18 protein-coding genes and 1 tRNA gene are annotated in these 14118 nt (G+C 69.4%); 10 read left to right on the forward strand and 9 right to left on the reverse strand.

From position 1 onward, the window contains the following. Window positions 1–208: 208 nt before the first annotated feature. Complete coding sequence (locus ABH925_RS19115) at window positions 209–571, forward strand: DUF488 domain-containing protein (protein WP_370149438.1); 363 nt, start codon at window positions 209–211, stop codon at window positions 569–571. Window positions 572–687: 116 nt separating this feature from the next. Here the strand turns inward: ABH925_RS19115 and ABH925_RS19120 are convergent, their stop codons facing one another. Further along, complete coding sequence (locus tag ABH925_RS19120; RefSeq protein ID WP_370149440.1) at window positions 688–1248, reverse strand: TetR/AcrR family transcriptional regulator; 561 nt, start codon at window positions 1246–1248, stop codon at window positions 688–690. A gap of 105 nt (window positions 1249–1353) precedes the next feature. On the opposite strand from ABH925_RS19120, the gene ABH925_RS19125 reads away from it, so the two are divergent. Together ABH925_RS19125 and ABH925_RS19130 are read left to right on the forward strand one after the other, a co-directional pair. Next, complete coding sequence (locus ABH925_RS19125; protein ID WP_370149442.1) at window positions 1354–1875, forward strand: carboxymuconolactone decarboxylase family protein; 522 nt, start codon at window positions 1354–1356, stop codon at window positions 1873–1875. Next, window positions 1872–2090, forward strand: coding sequence for a hypothetical protein (locus ABH925_RS19130; protein ID WP_370149444.1), 219 nt, complete (start codon window positions 1872–1874; stop codon window positions 2088–2090). Before ABH925_RS19125 ends, ABH925_RS19130 begins: the two co-directional genes overlap by 4 nt. 152 nt (window positions 2091–2242) lie before the next feature. On the opposite strand, the gene ABH925_RS19135 is transcribed toward ABH925_RS19130, so the two are convergent. Together ABH925_RS19135 and ABH925_RS19140 are read right to left on the reverse strand one after the other, a co-directional pair. Continuing rightward, window positions 2243–3190 carry a hypothetical protein gene (locus ABH925_RS19135; RefSeq protein ID WP_370149445.1) on the reverse strand — a complete coding sequence of 316 codons (948 nt, stop codon included), beginning with the start codon at window positions 3188–3190 and terminating at the stop codon, window positions 2243–2245. Between the two features lie 143 nt (window positions 3191–3333). Next, complete coding sequence (locus tag ABH925_RS19140) at window positions 3334–4092, reverse strand: alpha/beta fold hydrolase (RefSeq protein WP_370149447.1); 759 nt, start codon at window positions 4090–4092, stop codon at window positions 3334–3336. Window positions 4093–4321: 229 nt separating this feature from the next. Here ABH925_RS19140 and ABH925_RS19145 point away from each other — a divergent pair, with 229 nt between their 5' ends. Continuing rightward, a complete protein-coding gene (locus ABH925_RS19145) occupies window positions 4322–4909 on the forward strand; it encodes a Uma2 family endonuclease (protein ID WP_370149449.1) in 588 nt (195 codons plus the stop codon). Window positions 4910–5292: 383 nt separating this feature from the next. Here ABH925_RS19145 and ABH925_RS19150 read toward each other — a convergent pair whose 3' ends face one another. Then, the gene (locus tag ABH925_RS19150) at window positions 5293–5931 is read right to left on the reverse strand and encodes a hypothetical protein (protein WP_370149451.1); all 639 of its coding nucleotides are present in this window, start codon (window positions 5929–5931) and stop codon (window positions 5293–5295) included. 82 nt (window positions 5932–6013) lie between these two features. Here ABH925_RS19150 and ABH925_RS19155 point away from each other — a divergent pair, with 82 nt between their 5' ends. After that, window positions 6014–7729, forward strand: a complete 1716-nt coding sequence (locus tag ABH925_RS19155) for an NB-ARC domain-containing protein (RefSeq protein WP_370149452.1) — start codon at window positions 6014–6016, stop codon at window positions 7727–7729. A gap of 408 nt (window positions 7730–8137) precedes the next feature. On the opposite strand, the gene ABH925_RS19160 is transcribed toward ABH925_RS19155, so the two are convergent. Next, window positions 8138–8542, reverse strand: a complete 405-nt coding sequence (locus ABH925_RS19160) for a hypothetical protein (protein WP_370149453.1) — start codon at window positions 8540–8542, stop codon at window positions 8138–8140. A gap of 86 nt (window positions 8543–8628) precedes the next feature. Then, the gene (locus ABH925_RS19165) at window positions 8629–8961 is read right to left on the reverse strand and encodes an ATP-binding protein (RefSeq protein ID WP_370149454.1); all 333 of its coding nucleotides are present in this window, start codon (window positions 8959–8961) and stop codon (window positions 8629–8631) included. 204 nt (window positions 8962–9165) lie between these two features. On the opposite strand from ABH925_RS19165, the gene ABH925_RS19170 reads away from it, so the two are divergent. The 3 genes from ABH925_RS19170 (at window position 9166) to ABH925_RS19180 (ending at window position 11180) form a co-directional block, all read left to right on the forward strand. Further along, entirely contained in the window at window positions 9166–9480 is a 315-nt protein-coding gene (locus tag ABH925_RS19170) for a putative quinol monooxygenase (RefSeq protein WP_370149455.1), read from the forward strand. Continuing rightward, complete coding sequence (locus ABH925_RS19175; protein WP_370149457.1) at window positions 9470–10714, forward strand: helix-turn-helix domain-containing protein; 1245 nt, start codon at window positions 9470–9472, stop codon at window positions 10712–10714. The genes ABH925_RS19170 and ABH925_RS19175 overlap by 11 nt, the downstream gene beginning before the upstream one ends. Before the next feature lie 247 nt (window positions 10715–10961). After that, complete coding sequence (locus ABH925_RS19180; protein WP_370149459.1) at window positions 10962–11180, forward strand: hypothetical protein; 219 nt, start codon at window positions 10962–10964, stop codon at window positions 11178–11180. Here ABH925_RS19180 and ABH925_RS19185 read toward each other — a convergent pair. Continuing rightward, window positions 11169–11242, reverse strand: a tRNA-Gly gene (locus ABH925_RS19185). The two genes, ABH925_RS19180 and ABH925_RS19185, sit on opposite strands and share 12 nt — an antisense overlap. Window positions 11243–11550: 308 nt before the next feature. Here ABH925_RS19185 and ABH925_RS19190 point away from each other — a divergent pair. Beyond that, window positions 11551–11769: a hypothetical protein gene (locus ABH925_RS19190; protein ID WP_370149460.1), complete on the forward strand. Its 219-nt coding sequence runs from the start codon at window positions 11551–11553 to the stop codon at window positions 11767–11769. Window positions 11770–11863: 94 nt separating this feature from the next. After that, complete coding sequence (dcd, locus tag ABH925_RS19195; RefSeq protein WP_370149461.1) at window positions 11864–12439, forward strand: dCTP deaminase; 576 nt, start codon at window positions 11864–11866, stop codon at window positions 12437–12439. Between the two features lie 63 nt (window positions 12440–12502). Here dcd and ABH925_RS19200 read toward each other — a convergent pair whose 3' ends face one another. Continuing rightward, window positions 12503–13360, reverse strand: coding sequence for a metal-dependent hydrolase (locus tag ABH925_RS19200; RefSeq protein ID WP_370149463.1), 858 nt, complete (start codon window positions 13358–13360; stop codon window positions 12503–12505). 79 nt (window positions 13361–13439) lie between these two features. Beyond that, entirely contained in the window at window positions 13440–14087 is a 648-nt protein-coding gene (locus ABH925_RS19205; RefSeq protein ID WP_370149464.1) for a Yip1 family protein, read from the reverse strand. Window positions 14088–14118 lie beyond the last annotated feature (31 nt).

Here is a 14118-nt window from a genome sequence, read left to right on the forward strand (position 1 = left end):
GTTCCGGTGCGCGCCCGGCGCGCCCGCCGCGGCCGACCGGGCTGGCGGGCGCGCGGTTGCGGGTGTGGACTGGGTACCCGGCGGTGCTCACGGTTGCCTCCCGCACCGCCGTCGGTCCCGCACCACCGTCGGCGCCGTGCTGTCAGCGGCACCGCGCCGTCGACAGCGTCGCGCGCCGGCAGCACCCGCACCGCCAGGAGGTCCCCCTATGCAGCCGCCGTTCGGATTCCGCGTACGCCGCGTCTACGACCCGCCCGAGGAGGGTGACGGACCGCGCGTCCTGGTGGACCGGCTCTGGCCGCGCGGCCTGTCCAAGGAGCGGGCCGCCGTCGACCTCTGGCTCAAGGACGCCACCCCGTCCTCGGAACTGCGCTCCGGCTACCACCGCCACGAGCTGGACTACGACGCCTTCGCCGCCCAGTACCAGGCCGAACTCGACGAACCCGCCGCCGAAGCCGCCCTGCGGCAACTGCTGGACCTGGCCCGGGAGTCCACCGTGACGCTGGTGACCGCGGTGAAGGACCCGGAGCACAGCCACATCCCGGTGCTGCTGGAACGCCTGCACGGCTGACCCTCGGGGACTGGCAGCATTCACCGGACGACGGGACCCGGGATACTTGACGCGCGCCGCCCATCGCCGTCACGCGACAGACGCGGCGGACGGGCGACGTGAACCGGCGCGGTCCCTCAGCCGGGCGACCGATCGGCGGAGGCGAGCAGCACGGCCGCGACGGCGCGGGCGCGGGTGGCCGGTGCCGCCGAGCGCTCGCGGAGCGCGGTGACGATCGCGCCGTCCATGAGGAGTGTGAACTCGGCTGCCAGTGAAGCGGGTTCGGCCACGCCAGCAGTACTGAGCAGCGTCTCGACATACCCGGTCACCGCCGACTTGTGCTGCGCCGCGACCCGATGCGCGGGGCTGTCCGGGTCCGCGGCTTCGACCATGGTGTTGATGAAGGCGCAGCCCCGGAAGTCCTGGCGTACGAAGCGTTCGGCGAGCGCGTCGAACACTGCGAGCGGCCCTCCACCGTGCGCGGCGACGCGGTCGGCGAGCCAGGCCCGCCAGCGCTCGTCCCGCCCCCGCAGCACGGCCACCACCAGGTCGTCCTTCGCGGCGAAGTGGCGGTAGAACGAGGCCCGGCCGACCCCCGAGGCGGACAGGATCCGCTCGACGCCGACGGCCCTGACGCCCTCGGCGTAGAAGAGCTCCTCGGCGGTGGTCAGCAGGCGCTGCCTGGCGTTCACGGGCATACCGCGATGGTAACCGCCCTTGACCCAGAACGGTACCGATCGGTACCGTCTGGCCATCAACCCAGTCGGTACCGATCGGTACCGACCTGAGGACGGAGGCCCCGCATGCCCCGGCTCCCCCAGCTCACCGAGGATCCCGGCGGTCTTCTCGACCGCACCAGTGCCCAGCTCGGACGAGTACCCAATCTGTACGCCGCACTGGCCAACGGCCCGGCCGCACTGGCCGGCTACCTGGCCATGCAGGACGAACTGAGCCGCGGCACCCTAGGCCCACGACTGCGCGAGCAACTGGCTCTGCTGGTCGCCCAGGAGAACGGCTGCGACTACTGCGTCAGCGCACACACCCTGCGGGCCGGCCGCATGGGCCTCAGCGAGAAGGAACTGCTGCGCACCCGCGAGGGCGCCGACGACACCGACAGCCATGCCGACGCGGTCCTGTCACTGGCCCACGAGATCATGCACACCCGGGGCCGCGTCGACGACGACACGCTGGCCCGGGCCCGTGCGGCACAGGTCACCGACGCCGAGCTCGCGGAGATCGTCGCGCACATCGCCCTCAACACGCTGTCCAACTACTTCAACCACCTGGCCCGGCCAGAACTCGACTTCCCCGAGGTGAAGGCATGAAGGCACAGTGGCGCGAAGCGTCCGTCGAACTCGTCCCCGGCTACCAGGTGACCGGCCCGGACGGGCTCCCCACCAGCACCGTCGCCCACGCTCTGGTCACCTTCGAGGGCGGATTCGTGCACCTGGACATCCCCGGCACCGCCGCCATCCAGACCGTCTCCGCCCCTGCCGTCCGCCTGATCACCACGCCCCGTCCCACCCCGTCCCAGCCCTGAGTGCGGGCAACGGAGGAATTGGTCCACCCAACGGAGAACCCCCCAGGCCGGCGGCCTGGGGGGTTCTCCGTTGCGCGGTTGCCGAGCTTCGAACTCCCGCTCTGAGCTTGGAGGAAGGGGACGTCCTCGGGCTTCGCAAGCCCTTCGGACGATTACCGGCGGGCAGTCAGGTGGAGGTCGCCGTAGGAGATCGGGCCGCGGTTCGCGATCCCGGCGACGGCCTCGATCGTAACCTTGGTGCCGGCCTTGACGGCGCCGGTCTCGCGGACCCGCAGCCGGTAGTCGACGTGGGCGCCGTTGGCCAGCCCGTGGTTGAGGACGGCCAGCTCGCCACCGTCCCGGACGGCGACCCAGCGGCCGCCCTTCCAGACGTCCACAGCGGTGGCCGGGCCGCCGAAGGGGGCCTCGTCCAGCCAGAAGTCGACCGGGCCGTTCAGCGCGGCACCGGTGCGGTTGGTGACCGTCAGCGTCTCGTAGGCGGGGCGGCCCGGGGCGATGGTGGTGCCGCCGGTGAAGCGCTCGGTGACCGGACCGCCGGTACGGCGGTGCCCCACCGTGAAGGCGAGGGCCTTGACGGTCTGATAGCCGTTCGCACCCACAGTCAGGCGCAGCGCGTCGTCGTTGGCCGGCCAGTTCTTGGTGATCCCCAGGGTCAGCTTCCAGGTGTAGCTGGTGTGGGCCGGGATCGTGAAGGAGTTGCCGAAGTGGCCGCCCTTCGGATAGAAGGACCCCATCAGCTCGCCGTCCTGGGTGAACAGGACGCCGCTGGTGGCCGGGGCGTGCACCGGGGCGACCTTGAAGGTGTAGTCGCGCTCGGTCAGGCCGAGCGCACCGTCGGCCATCCCGTTCAGGTTCGCGGTGAAGCGCGCCGCCTTGCCCGAGGTGTTGCTCGCGGTCACCGTGATGGTCTTGGTCGCGCCACCGGGCATGAACGCCCCGGCCGGGCTGGCCGAGCCGACCTTCAGCGTGATCGGCGAGGCCGGCGCCGAGGACGCGGTGGCGGCCTGCGCCGCACCCGGCAGGAACGCGACCGCGCCGGTAACGGCTGCCACGACGGTCACAACGGCGGTACGGGCGAAGCGGGCGGCGCGTGCGGACATTGCTGGTCCCCCTGGACTGAATTCCCCTGGTGCGGCGCCTGCTTGCCCCGCTGAAGAGAACACTGTCAGCCCAAGATCCGCAATCTGTGCCCCCACCGTCACAGCGGAGCAACAAGCACATCATCCGACCGGAAAGCTGCGAACTACCGCCGCTGGCGTTCGGCGAGGAACGCGGCCATTGCCGCAACCAGCTCCGGCGCGGAAAACGCGCTCTCATGACCCCCCGGCACGCGTACGAACCGGCCGTCGCCGAGGAGTGCGGCCAACTCGTCGGCGTCGGAACGCTCATCCCGATCGCCGATCGCGACGAGCGTCGGGATGCCGATCTGACGCAGAGCGTCCTCGGGAGTCGGGAGGAGCGAGTCCAGCACGAGCAGCAGCGCCCTGGGGTCGGCGCCGAGCTTCGAGATCCATTGCGCAATGAGCTCATCACGCGAGCCGGGCTCGAACGCGACCCCGTCGACGAGTGCGGTGAGCACGCGGTAGCTCGCCTCGCCCTGGGGACCGGTCACCTTCGCCAGTCCCTGCCCGGCCACGATCGCGCGGCCCGGCCTGGCGCCCCGCACGAGCATGCGCAGCACGATCCGCGCTCCGAGCGAGTAGCCGCCGAGGTCGTACTCCCCGTCGCCGAGCCCGAGATGTTCGACGAGGGCGAGCCCGTCATAGGCCAGTACGTCCGGCGGATAGGCGGCCGGATCATGCGGCCTCGCGCTGTCCCCGTGACCACGGAAATCCGGGAGAACGACGCGGCGCCCCTGCTCGACGAACGTGCCGGCCCAGCCGTCGAGCATGTGCGAAGCCGCACCCATGAAGCCGTGCATCAGAATCAGCGGTCGCCCGGCCCCAGTCTCCTGGCACGCCAGCTCCACGCCGTCACGGCCGGCGAATCGATACCTCTCCATAGTGCGGTCGATCCTAGGCCATCCGCCCCCGGCAGACCCGGCCCCGCAGTACCGGGGACAGGTCAACACACCAGCCCCGACATCGCAGTTGACCATGCCTGTCTGGTGCATCCGGCACGGAACTTGCACGCGCATCGGCCCTACCACTGTCCACTCCGGAAGCCGAGTCGCCTTCGCTCACCCCGGCGTCCACCTCATGGCGGGGTGGACTGCTCCGTAGACTCAAGCTATGACCAATCCGGACTTCACCCACCTCCTTCGCATCGCCGAAGAGCTGAGGGAGAACCCCCCTCCGCTCATTGGCAAGATCGAGATCAGTCGCGGTGAGATCGTCATGATGATGTCGCCGTCCACCCGGCACGGGTTCAACGCCAACCGGGTGCAAGTCCAGCTCATCCATCAGATCCCGGACGAACTGATCGCCGCCGCTGAGCCCGACATCACAGATCCGGTCCACGGCATCAGGCGGACCCCGGACGTCGCCGTCGTCGACGCGGAGGCATTGAAGGCGGACGAGAAGGCGCTGTCTGCCCACGCTGTCCACGCTGTGTTCGAGATCGTGTCGCCCTCGAACCCCGAGAACGACCACAAGGACAAAGTGGTCGACTACGCGCAGATGCGGATCCCGATCTATGTGATCATCGATCCTCGCGACGGCACGGTCCTCGTCCACGACGGTCTGTCCGAGGCTGGCCATTACGACGGTCTGCAGTCACACCGTTTCGGCGATACCGTCCGCGTCGGCCCTTGGACGCTCCGCACTGACGGCCTGGAGCCTTACGGACCGACCGTTATGGCCGGCTACCCGAAGCCCTGATCAGCCGGGACGTTGGCGGTCAGCCCGTCTGCTCGCCGGATCAGCCAGAGTTCATTGTCGCGCACGACGATGCGCCTCCAGACGTGGCGCCCGTTCTCCGTGGACGCTTCCCCGGGCCATCAGTGCTGCCGGCACAGCGATACAGCCCCAGAATCCATGATCGTCACGAAGGCACGTAGGGGCGTGGCTTCCGATCCAGGATCGAACAACAAAGAGGCCCAGTCCGGGGATCATGTCCCTGGCCTGGGCCTTGGTTGCTGGAGCGGGTGATGAGAATCGAACTCGCGCTCTGAGCTTGGGAATCTTGGCGCCTTGACCCGTTCTGCTTCTCTGACCTGCTGCGATGCCCCCTGGCCACAGCGTCTACTGAGGGCCGACGGTCGTCAGGCGCCGGGTTCTCGGAGCCGTCCGGGCGCTAGTCTTGCGCTGACCTCAAGGATCGAGAACGCGAAGTGCGGAGGAACGTGGTCGGCACGCAGGTCAGCGGTGTTCCTGATCCCGGTAAGGCGGCGGATCTGGCCGAGTTCGTGCGAATGCTGGAGCAGCTGCGGTTGAGCATGGGCGCTCCGCCGCTGCGGGATCTCGCTCACCGGGTCGGGGTGTTGCTGCGGCCGCCGCGGCAGGTGTCGAAGTCGACACTTGCCGACATGTTCCAGCCTGGCCGGCGTCGCCTCAACCACGCCCTGGTAGCCGCAGTGGTGCGCGCTCTGTGTCCGGACGAGGACGTGGTCCGCCGGTGGAGTGCCGCGTGCGTGCGTGTGCATGCCGAGGCGAAGACCGGTGGCCCGGCTGGGGTCTTCAGTCAGCTCCCTGCGGATCTGGCGACCTTCACGGGTCGCCAGGAGGAGCTCGCGCGGCTGATCACGGCCGCGACCTCCCGGCGTGACGCCGACAGCACGAGTGCGAAGACGGTGGTGGTCTCCGCGATCGAGGGCATGGCCGGTGTCGGCAAGACCCAGCTCGCCGTCCACGCGGCGCACGAGCTCGTTCGCGGCGGGCACTTCGCCGAGGTGCAGCTGCACGTGAACTTGCGTGGCTTCGACCCGGACCCTTCCGCCCGCGGACCCGTCTGCCGTCCTGGAGGCGTTTCTGCGGCAGCTCGCCGTGCCCGCGCAGCAGATCCCCTCGGGCCTGGACGAGCGGGCGGTGATGTTCCGGAACCAGCTGCGGAACCGCCACGCTCTGGTTCTGCTGGACAACGCTGCTGACGAGATGCAGGTCCGTGATCTCATCCCCGCCAGCCCCACGTGCCTGGTCCTGATCACCAGCCGCCGCAGTCTCGCCGGCCTGGACGGTGTCACCCCTTATCTGCTCGACACCTTCACCGACACCGAGGCGTTCGACCTGCTCGCCCGGATCGTCGGACCCGACCGCGTCGCCGCCGAACCCGGGGCCGCCACTCGGATCATCGACTACTGCGACCGGCTCCCGCTCGCACTGTCCCTGACCGCGGCGCGACTGCGTTCTCGTCCGGCGTGGACCCTTGCACAGCTGGCTGACCGCATGGAGGCCGGTCGTCTTGACGCGCTCCGCGCCGGGGGACGCTCGATTCGCCCGGTGTTCGACCTGTCCTATCGAGAGCTCGCCGAGCCGATGCAGCGCGTCTTCCGGCTTCTCGGCCAGCATCCGGGACCTGATTTCACCGCGGCGATGGTGGCAGTGCTGGCGGACATCTCACCCTCGGCGGCCGAGGACTGTCTTGAGCAGCTCCTGGATGAGAACCTGGTCCGTCAGAGCACGCCGGGCCGTTATGAGTTCCACGACCTGCTGCGGGCGTATGCCGTCGAGGTGACGGCAGAGAGCGACGGCGGTGACGCTCCTGCTGCCCTGGAGCGTCTCGCCCGATGGTTCCTGCACTGCGCCTACCGTGCGGCGCAGGCCATGAAGGCCCCGGTCCTGCCCGAGCTCGGGGATGGAGGCGAGGCCGCATCCCTCAGCTTCGACTCCTACGCGGCGGCTTTGGCTTGGTGCGACGCGGAACACGCGAATCTGGAGGCCGTGCACCGTGCGGCGGTGGAGAAGGACATCTACGAGGTCATCTGGCAGCTTCCGGTGGTCCTCGCGCATTTCAGGAATATTCGGTTCCACCGGGTGAACAGCGTCGTAGCACACGGTGCCGCGGTCGAGGCCGCGCGGGCACGTGGGGACAAGACGGTGGTCGCATGGAATCTGCTCGGCGCCAGTACCGCGCTGGCGGATCTGTCCCGGCAGGGGGAACAGGAGGAAATGATCAGCGAGGCGCTCTCTCTGTATCGCGAGGTGCGGGACAGCCGGGGTGAGGGCTGGGCCCTGCTGGAGCTCGGGCGGCTCCACAACCTGCGAGGCCGCTCAGCTGAGGCGATTGAGGTTCTCGAACGCAGCATTGCCTGCAACGGCAGTGATCCAAGACACGTGATGATCTGTCACGTGAACCTCGGTGTCGCGTACTACGGACTCGGCGACGTGCAGTCGGCGTACCGCTACACCGAGCAGGCGCTGACTGCCGCTCGCGCGGTTGGCGAGCAGCGTGCGGAGTGCATTCTCCTGAGCAATCTCGGCGATCTGAACCTGGACCTGGGCCGGGCGGAAGGCGCGCACGACTTCTACACGGAGCAGCAGCTGGTCGCCGAGCAGATCGGTAATGAGGATCAGCAGGGGCGGGGCCTGATCGGCCTCGGCAAGGCCTTCGAGGCGATGGGACGGCCGGAGCAGGCCCAGGCGTCCTGGCGGGCGGCGTACGAGATGCTGCGTGGCATCGGGAGTGCGCGGGCTGACCAGGTCCGGGAGCTGCTGGAGAGGAGCGGGGCGGGTGCCTCCGTTCCGACAGCTGCCGCCGGCTGAGGCGCGTGATTGCCGGGTGCGTCAGCTCCGCGCTGAAGCGCCGCGCCGGTGACGGCCGAGGCCGGACCGTGCCTTGGGGTCGCGCTGTCGTGTCACCTCCTACTCGGAAACCGGCCCGTGGGGCCGCGCCGCCCGGTCGCTGGCAGGGCTGCGCGGCCCAGGGGACGGTGCGTCCCGTGCGGTGCGTGCGCCCGAAGGCGCGATGTCATCCCCCGTTCGAGCTCGGCTCGTCCCCCGTTCGAGCCGGGCTCGTGCTGATCACTGTGCCGGTGAGAGTCGGGCGGAGGCCAGTTTCCCGGCCAAGTCCGGACGCTGTGGCTGCTCTCCCCGCCCCAGCGCCTCGCGCGGGTGCGCCGTCGTCTCCGGGCGCGCGGCGAAGCCGGGTGCTTTGAACCGTAGAGAAGGTTGTTACTCAAGCTCGGTGCGCCGCTGGGCACCGGTGCAGAGCAGCTTGTAGCTGATGATCGGCGTGTGGGGTGGCGGGAGCAGGGGGAGGAACACGACTGGCCGTGCGGTCCACTCAACGCGGACATCGGCGTACTCGGCGCCGAGGTTGAAAGGCCGGCCGCTTACCAGGTCGGCGAGGGCCTTCTCGTGGTCGGCGTCGATCCAATGGGCAAGGCGCTCACGGGCGACGGAGTCGACGGCCAGGAGCAGGATCGTCAGGGAGCGGCGAACCCAACGAACGCCCTGGGCCGCACTGGTGGTGTCGAAGGTGTCGACCAACGCGGGTGCGCTGCCGGTGCTGGGGCTCTGCACCCTGCATTCGCAGCGGTAACCGTGGCGCACGAGGGGCGCGGTGGGAGTGGTCACGGGATGCCTTCCGAGGGTGTGGGAGCTGGGGGCGGTGGGCAGGCGTCGGCTCGCCGCGCACTCCTGATGGGGGATCAGCACGGCGGCTACCGTCCGGCCGTTGTGATTGCCACAGACCGCGACACCGTCGGCAAGCGCAGTGGCGATGGCGAGTCCACGACCGTGGATGCTGTCGGCCCCGGGGCGCTGAACCCGCAGGGCGCTCGGACCGCCTTTGTCGTCGGCGAGGGCAAGGCGACGTGGAAGGTTCCTGTCTGGTCGCCGCTGGCGGTGTGGCGGATGGCATTGGCGGCCAGTTCGCTGACGATCAGCTTGGCGTCGTCGGCGCACGGGTGCCCATCCAGAAGCCTGCGGAGCCAAGCACGGGCGGCGCCGAGTACCTCGGGGACTCCCCGGAAGGCGCGGCGGTGAGTGGTCATGGCGGTCCTCTACGGCGTTGACCTGCTCGTTTTCGTGTCTGCTGTGCGGTTCGGCCGACGCCGACCAGCACGAGCAGTACAATTAGTACTAGTACCGTACTCAATATGCGCGTACTTCAAGTGCGGGATCGCACTTTTCGTGCGGTTGAATGCCCGTGATGGCTGGCGGTGCCGATCACGATCACGACGGGGAGAGGAACTGGCATGTTCGGACTGGTGGTGCGGTTCACCTGCAAAGACGAGACGGCGGCAGCCGCGTTCGATGACCTGGTGGCGCGGACCGGGGAGCAGATCCGTGCGAACGAGCCGGGGACGGTGGTCTACGCGGTACACCGGGTTGACGGCCTCCCGCTTCAGCGGATCTTCTACGAGCTGTACCGGGACAAGGCGGCCTTCGACGAACACGAGTCCAACGACTACGTGCGGGCCTTCCTCGCCGAGCGCGACGACTACCTGTCCGCAACCGAGGTCGATTTCCTCGACTTGGTCTCCGCCAAGGGCGTCGACGGTGAGCACTGAGTACGAGAAGTCACTCGGCCGGAAGATCGCCTTCCATCGCAAGCGCCGTGGCCTGTCGCAAAAGGAGTTCGCCGGGCTGCTGAGCCGCTCCGAAGCGTGGGTGTCCCAGGTTGAGCGCGGAGTGCGCCGGGTCGACCGCATGACGGTGCTGGAGAAGGTCGCCGAAGTCCTGGAAGTGCCGGTTGGCGAATTGGCGGCCGATGCGCCCATCGTGGCCTCGGTGGCCGAGGGGGAGGTGCCCGGGGCGAGTCGCCTGCGGCTCGTGCTGAGCGCGGCGCACTCCCTCAAAGCGTTCCTGGGTCCACACGAAGTCCCGGATGTGCCCGCCTTGCGCGCCGAGGTCGAGCGGGCCTGGACCCTTACGCATGCCGGGGCCTACGCCGATCTCTCCGAACTCCTGGAGCAACTGGTTCCCGCCCTGGAGTCGGCGACGCGCGCGCCGACCAATGGCGAACGCGCTGAGTTGTTCCGACTGCTGGCCGCCATGTACCACGCGTGCAGCGCGTCGCTGTCCACCATGGGGGAACCAGAGGCGGCCTGGATCGCCATCGATCGCGCGGTGGTCGCCGCCGAACGCGCCAATGATCCGCTGCTGATGGCGGCCGGCGAGTTCCGGCTGTCCATCGTCTTCCTCGGTGCGCGGCACTTCGCGCAGGCCGAGCAAGCCTCCGGTAGCGCTGCCGACGCGCTGCGTCCACTGGCGGAATCGGGGCAGGTGGAGGCGGTGGCCATGCGCGGTGCGCTGACCCTTCAACGCGCTCTGGCCGCTGCGCGCTTGAACCACGCCGATGCCGCATACGCGTATCTGCGCGAAGCGCGCGCTATGGGCGAACAGGTCGGCGAGGGGCGCAACGACTACAACACCGAGTTTGGCCCGATCAACGTTGCGGTGCACGAAGTGGCGGTTGCCGTCGACCTGGGTGACGCCGGGGTTGCGCTGCGAGCGGCGATGTCCGTCGACCCCTCCGGGCTCTCGACCGAGCGTCAGACGCGCTACCACATCGACGTGGCGAAGGCCTACGCGCAGCGTCGGCAGGTGGATGCCGCCGTCACGTCGCTCATGAACGCGCGTCAGCTCTCCCCTGAGATGGTGCGGGCGATCCCGCGAGTAAGGCAGCTGGTTGCCGACCTGCTGACCATGAGCCAGCCGCCGTCCGATCAGCTCCGAGCCCTCGCGAACGAGTTGGGTGTACTGGAAGTACGGACTGGCACCTCGCCGGTAGGGGAGTGGTGACCACCCCGTCGGTGTTCCTTGCCGGAGGTGAAGCACCTCCTCGATACACACCTTCGCGGAAGCGCCCGGCCGGTTTGGTCTTCATCGGCCCCGAGGGCAGCGCGTTCCGCCGCTCGTCCTTCGGCCGGATCTGGCGCAGGGCCCACGACAGGGCGGGAATGCCGGGGTTCCGCTTCTACGATCTCCGGCACACCGGCAACACTCTGGCCGCAGCGACCGGGCCCGCCTCAAGGAGCTGATGGCTCGCATGGGGCAGTCCTCGGTCGGGGCCGCGATGATCTACCAGCACGCCAGGGCAGAGCGCGACCAGAAGATCGCGGCGGGCATCGACGACGCGGTGAAGAAGATCCGCCATCCGGCATCACCCGATCGGGCCGATTCGGCATCTGGTGCGCGACGCTTGAATTGGTCTGGACAACAAAGAACCCCCGGGCCTCTGGCCTGGGGGTTTCCGTGGAGCGGGTGACGAGAATCGAACTCGCGCTCTGAGCTTGGGAAGCTCATGTTCTACCATTAAACTACACCCGCGTGATCAGCCATCAGGTATGGCCGTCGGCGTTCACTCTACCCCATGGCCGGTGTCAGCTGCATCGACCCGCGCGAGGTGGTGGCCGTGGTGGGCGTGGGCGTACTGTGGCGGGCGGATTCCAGGGCTGGGATGGTCGGCGCGTCACTGGGTGCAATGTCCGGAACATCCCCTAATGTGACAACGCCGCGCTCCGTCGCGGACAGCCGATCACACGCCCGGATCCCAGTACAGCGAAGCGAGTTGGGGTAGGCGAGCCGCTGTCCGCACGGTCGAGGCACGGCGAGTCGTCCGATGGGGAAAGGAAGCAATGGAGCGCACTGTGGTCCGTTGTGCCGAGGGGCACCTGTTCAGCACCGCCACGTTCCCGATGCAGAATCTCGGGCCGAAGCGGCTCGGTCCCGGGCGGCTCATCCGCTGTCCCCTCTGCGCGCGGTTGCGCAGTTCCGTACCGGCCGATCTGGGCAGCCTCACCCGGGCGCAGATCCAGCTCGCGCTGAGGAGGGAAGCGGTCGAGTTCCTGGCCTGAACATCCCCTTCACCACGCGTGTCGGCAGCGTCGGCCCCCGTCATGATCCGAGCCGGATTGGGCGGGGGCCTGCTCATGCACGTAACCTCGTGGAGTGCTGCTCTCAGACAAGGACATCCGGGCCGAGATCGAATCCGGGCGCGTGGTCCTCGACCCGTACGACCCGCAGATGGTCCAGCCATCCAGTATCGACGTACGACTCGACCGGTTCTTCCGGGTGTTCGAGAACCACAAGTACCCCCATATCGACCCCTCCATGGAGCAGGCCGACCTGACCCGGCTGGTGGAGCCGGAGGGGGACGACGCCTTCATCCTGCACCCCGGTGAGTTCGTGCTGGCCTCCACCTACGAGGTCATCACGCTGCCGAACGACCTCGCCTCCCGTCTGGAGGGCAAGAGCTCGCTGGGGCGGCTGGGCCTGCTCACCCACTCGACGGCCGGCTTCATCGACCCCGGCTTCAGCGGCCACGTGACGCTGGAGCTGTCCAATGTCGCCACCCTGCCGATCAAGCTCTTCCCCGGCATGAAGATCGGGCAGCTCTGCCTGTTCCGGCTGACCTCCGCCGCCGAGCACCCCTACGGCTCGGCGAAGTACGGCTCGCGCTACCAGGGGCAGCGCGGGCCGACGCCGTCGCGTTCGTTCCAGAACTTCCACCGCTCGAAGATCTGAGCCCCGGCAGCGATCACCACCCGGCGGCCGCCGGGCCCGGCCGGAGCAGGCCGCCGAGCCTGGTCAGAGGCGCTTGGGCGAGGTGACGGCGGTCAGCTCGGTGCCGTCCTCGCTCAGCCGCAGTTCGGTCGTGAGCGCGGCGAGCTGACCCAGGTGGCTCAGGTGGGTGCCGCCGCAGAAGATCGACGCCGGGCCCTCCGGCAGGTCGCAGCTCCAGCGACGGCGAGCGGTGAGCTCGGGGCCGGGGGCCTCGACCCGGACCGCGGCGTCGGCCGCCACCCATGCGGCGAGCTGCTCGTTCACGGCCGTGGTCAGCGCCGGCAGGTCGGCCGCGAGGTCGTCCGCGGTGAAGCCCTTCTTCCGCAGCGACTTCCCGATCCGGTAGACGTCGGTGCTCGCCGCGGTGTCCATCCGCGAGGAGTCCATCGCCAGGCTGTCGAAGTCCGGGTGACCGAGGGCGTCGCTGCGGCCCGGGTCCTTGCGCCAGCGCGAGGCGAGCGCCGCGTTCAGGGCCAGCGCCAGCAGGTGGCAGCCGGTGTGGGAGGCGCAGAGCGCGGCGCGCCGGTCGGCGTCCACCCGCAGCTCCACGGTGGCGCCGACGGCCACCGGCTCCTCGGTCACATGGACCGCCAGCCAGGCCCAGTCCTCCTCCCCGCGCCGCACCGGGATCTCGGCGCCGAGGAAGAACTCGCCCTCCGGGCTGACCGCTCCGGTGACGCAGTCCAGCACCGGCCGGCCGTCCAGGGTGCCGGTGTCGGCGGGCTGGTCCGGCCAGGTGTGGTCGAGCGGGTGGAACGGGGTGGCCTCGGTGACCACGCCGTGCCGGCCGTCGGGCAGCGGCAGCACGGCCAGCACCGTGGAGCTGCCGTCGACCGCTCCGGCCGGGAAGGTCACGTGGGTGGACGTGGTGGGGAGGGTCATGGCTCTCGCTTACTCCTGATGGTGCGGACCGGTCTCCACCATCTTCGCCGATGCCGCGACGGGCCGTGGGACGGCCGCCTCAGCCCAGGATCGGCAGTTTGATCACGATGAGCAGCGCCAGCAGCTGGATCGCCGCTGCGGCGGCCGCCTTGCCCCAGGGCAGGTCGTGCAGTTGCCGGACCATCGCCGTCAGCAGCCAGGCGCAGAGCAGCCAGGTGCCCCAGCCGAGCAGTTGCACGAAGCCGTTGCCGCTCGGCAGGAAGAACGAGAACAGCAGCCGGGGGGCGTCCGTGGTCCAGGCGATGAGCATGGCGAAGCCGATGGTCGGCGCCCAGGCGCCGTCACCGCCGAGCTGACGGGCCAGCGCGTGGGTCACCGCGCCGAACATCAGCCCGGCGAGGATGATCCCGACCGCGCTGGAGACCAGGATGGTCAGCGCCAGCGAGAAGGTCGAGTGCACCACCTGATCGCGGCTGGTGCCGAAGCCGAAGACCACGAGCGCCCCGTACACGGCGGAGACGATCAGCGCGGGGGCCCACACCTGGTGCCCGCGCATCTGCGCGAAGGTGCGGGTGGGGTGGCGGAACATCCCGGCCAGCAGCGGACGCCAGGCCAGCCGGGAGCTCCCCACTCGGGGATGGGGCTGACCCGCGCGGTAGGTGGTGATCCGCTCCTCGCTCACGGCGACACCGGCGCCGCCGCCGGGCGGCACCTCGCCCGCCGGCATCTCGCCGAGCGTGAACGACCGTGTGTGTCCG

It is taken from the genome of Streptacidiphilus sp. EB129 (assembly GCF_041262645.1).
Taxonomy (GTDB): Bacteria; Actinomycetota; Actinomycetes; order Streptomycetales; family Streptomycetaceae; genus Streptacidiphilus.

Excerpts from the sequence above, each read along its gene's own strand:
- ABH925_RS19200 (WP_370149463.1), bottom strand. The coding sequence starts at position 13,360 with ATGACCCTCCCCACCACGTCCACCCACGTGACCTTCCCGGCCGGAGCG.
- ABH925_RS19180 (WP_370149459.1), top strand. The coding sequence starts at position 10,962 with ATGGGGCAGTCCTCGGTCGGGGCCGCGATGATCTACCAGCACGCCAGG.
- ABH925_RS19190 (WP_370149460.1), top strand. The coding sequence starts at position 11,551 with ATGGAGCGCACTGTGGTCCGTTGTGCCGAGGGGCACCTGTTCAGCACC.
- ABH925_RS19170 (WP_370149455.1), top strand. The coding sequence starts at position 9,166 with ATGTTCGGACTGGTGGTGCGGTTCACCTGCAAAGACGAGACGGCGGCA.
- ABH925_RS19135 (WP_370149445.1), bottom strand. The coding sequence starts at position 3,190 with ATGTCCGCACGCGCCGCCCGCTTCGCCCGTACCGCCGTTGTGACCGTC.
- ABH925_RS19140 (WP_370149447.1), bottom strand. The coding sequence starts at position 4,092 with ATGGAGAGGTATCGATTCGCCGGCCGTGACGGCGTGGAGCTGGCGTGC.
- ABH925_RS19165 (WP_370149454.1), bottom strand. The coding sequence starts at position 8,961 with ATGACCACTCACCGCCGCGCCTTCCGGGGAGTCCCCGAGGTACTCGGC.
- ABH925_RS19145 (WP_370149449.1), top strand. The coding sequence starts at position 4,322 with ATGACCAATCCGGACTTCACCCACCTCCTTCGCATCGCCGAAGAGCTG.
- ABH925_RS19130 (WP_370149444.1), top strand. The coding sequence starts at position 1,872 with ATGAAGGCACAGTGGCGCGAAGCGTCCGTCGAACTCGTCCCCGGCTAC.
- ABH925_RS19115 (WP_370149438.1), top strand. The coding sequence starts at position 209 with ATGCAGCCGCCGTTCGGATTCCGCGTACGCCGCGTCTACGACCCGCCC.
- ABH925_RS19120 (WP_370149440.1), bottom strand. The coding sequence starts at position 1,248 with ATGCCCGTGAACGCCAGGCAGCGCCTGCTGACCACCGCCGAGGAGCTC.
- ABH925_RS19205 (WP_370149464.1), bottom strand. The coding sequence starts at position 14,087 with ATGCCGGCGGGCGAGGTGCCGCCCGGCGGCGGCGCCGGTGTCGCCGTG.
- ABH925_RS19125 (WP_370149442.1), top strand. The coding sequence starts at position 1,354 with ATGCCCCGGCTCCCCCAGCTCACCGAGGATCCCGGCGGTCTTCTCGAC.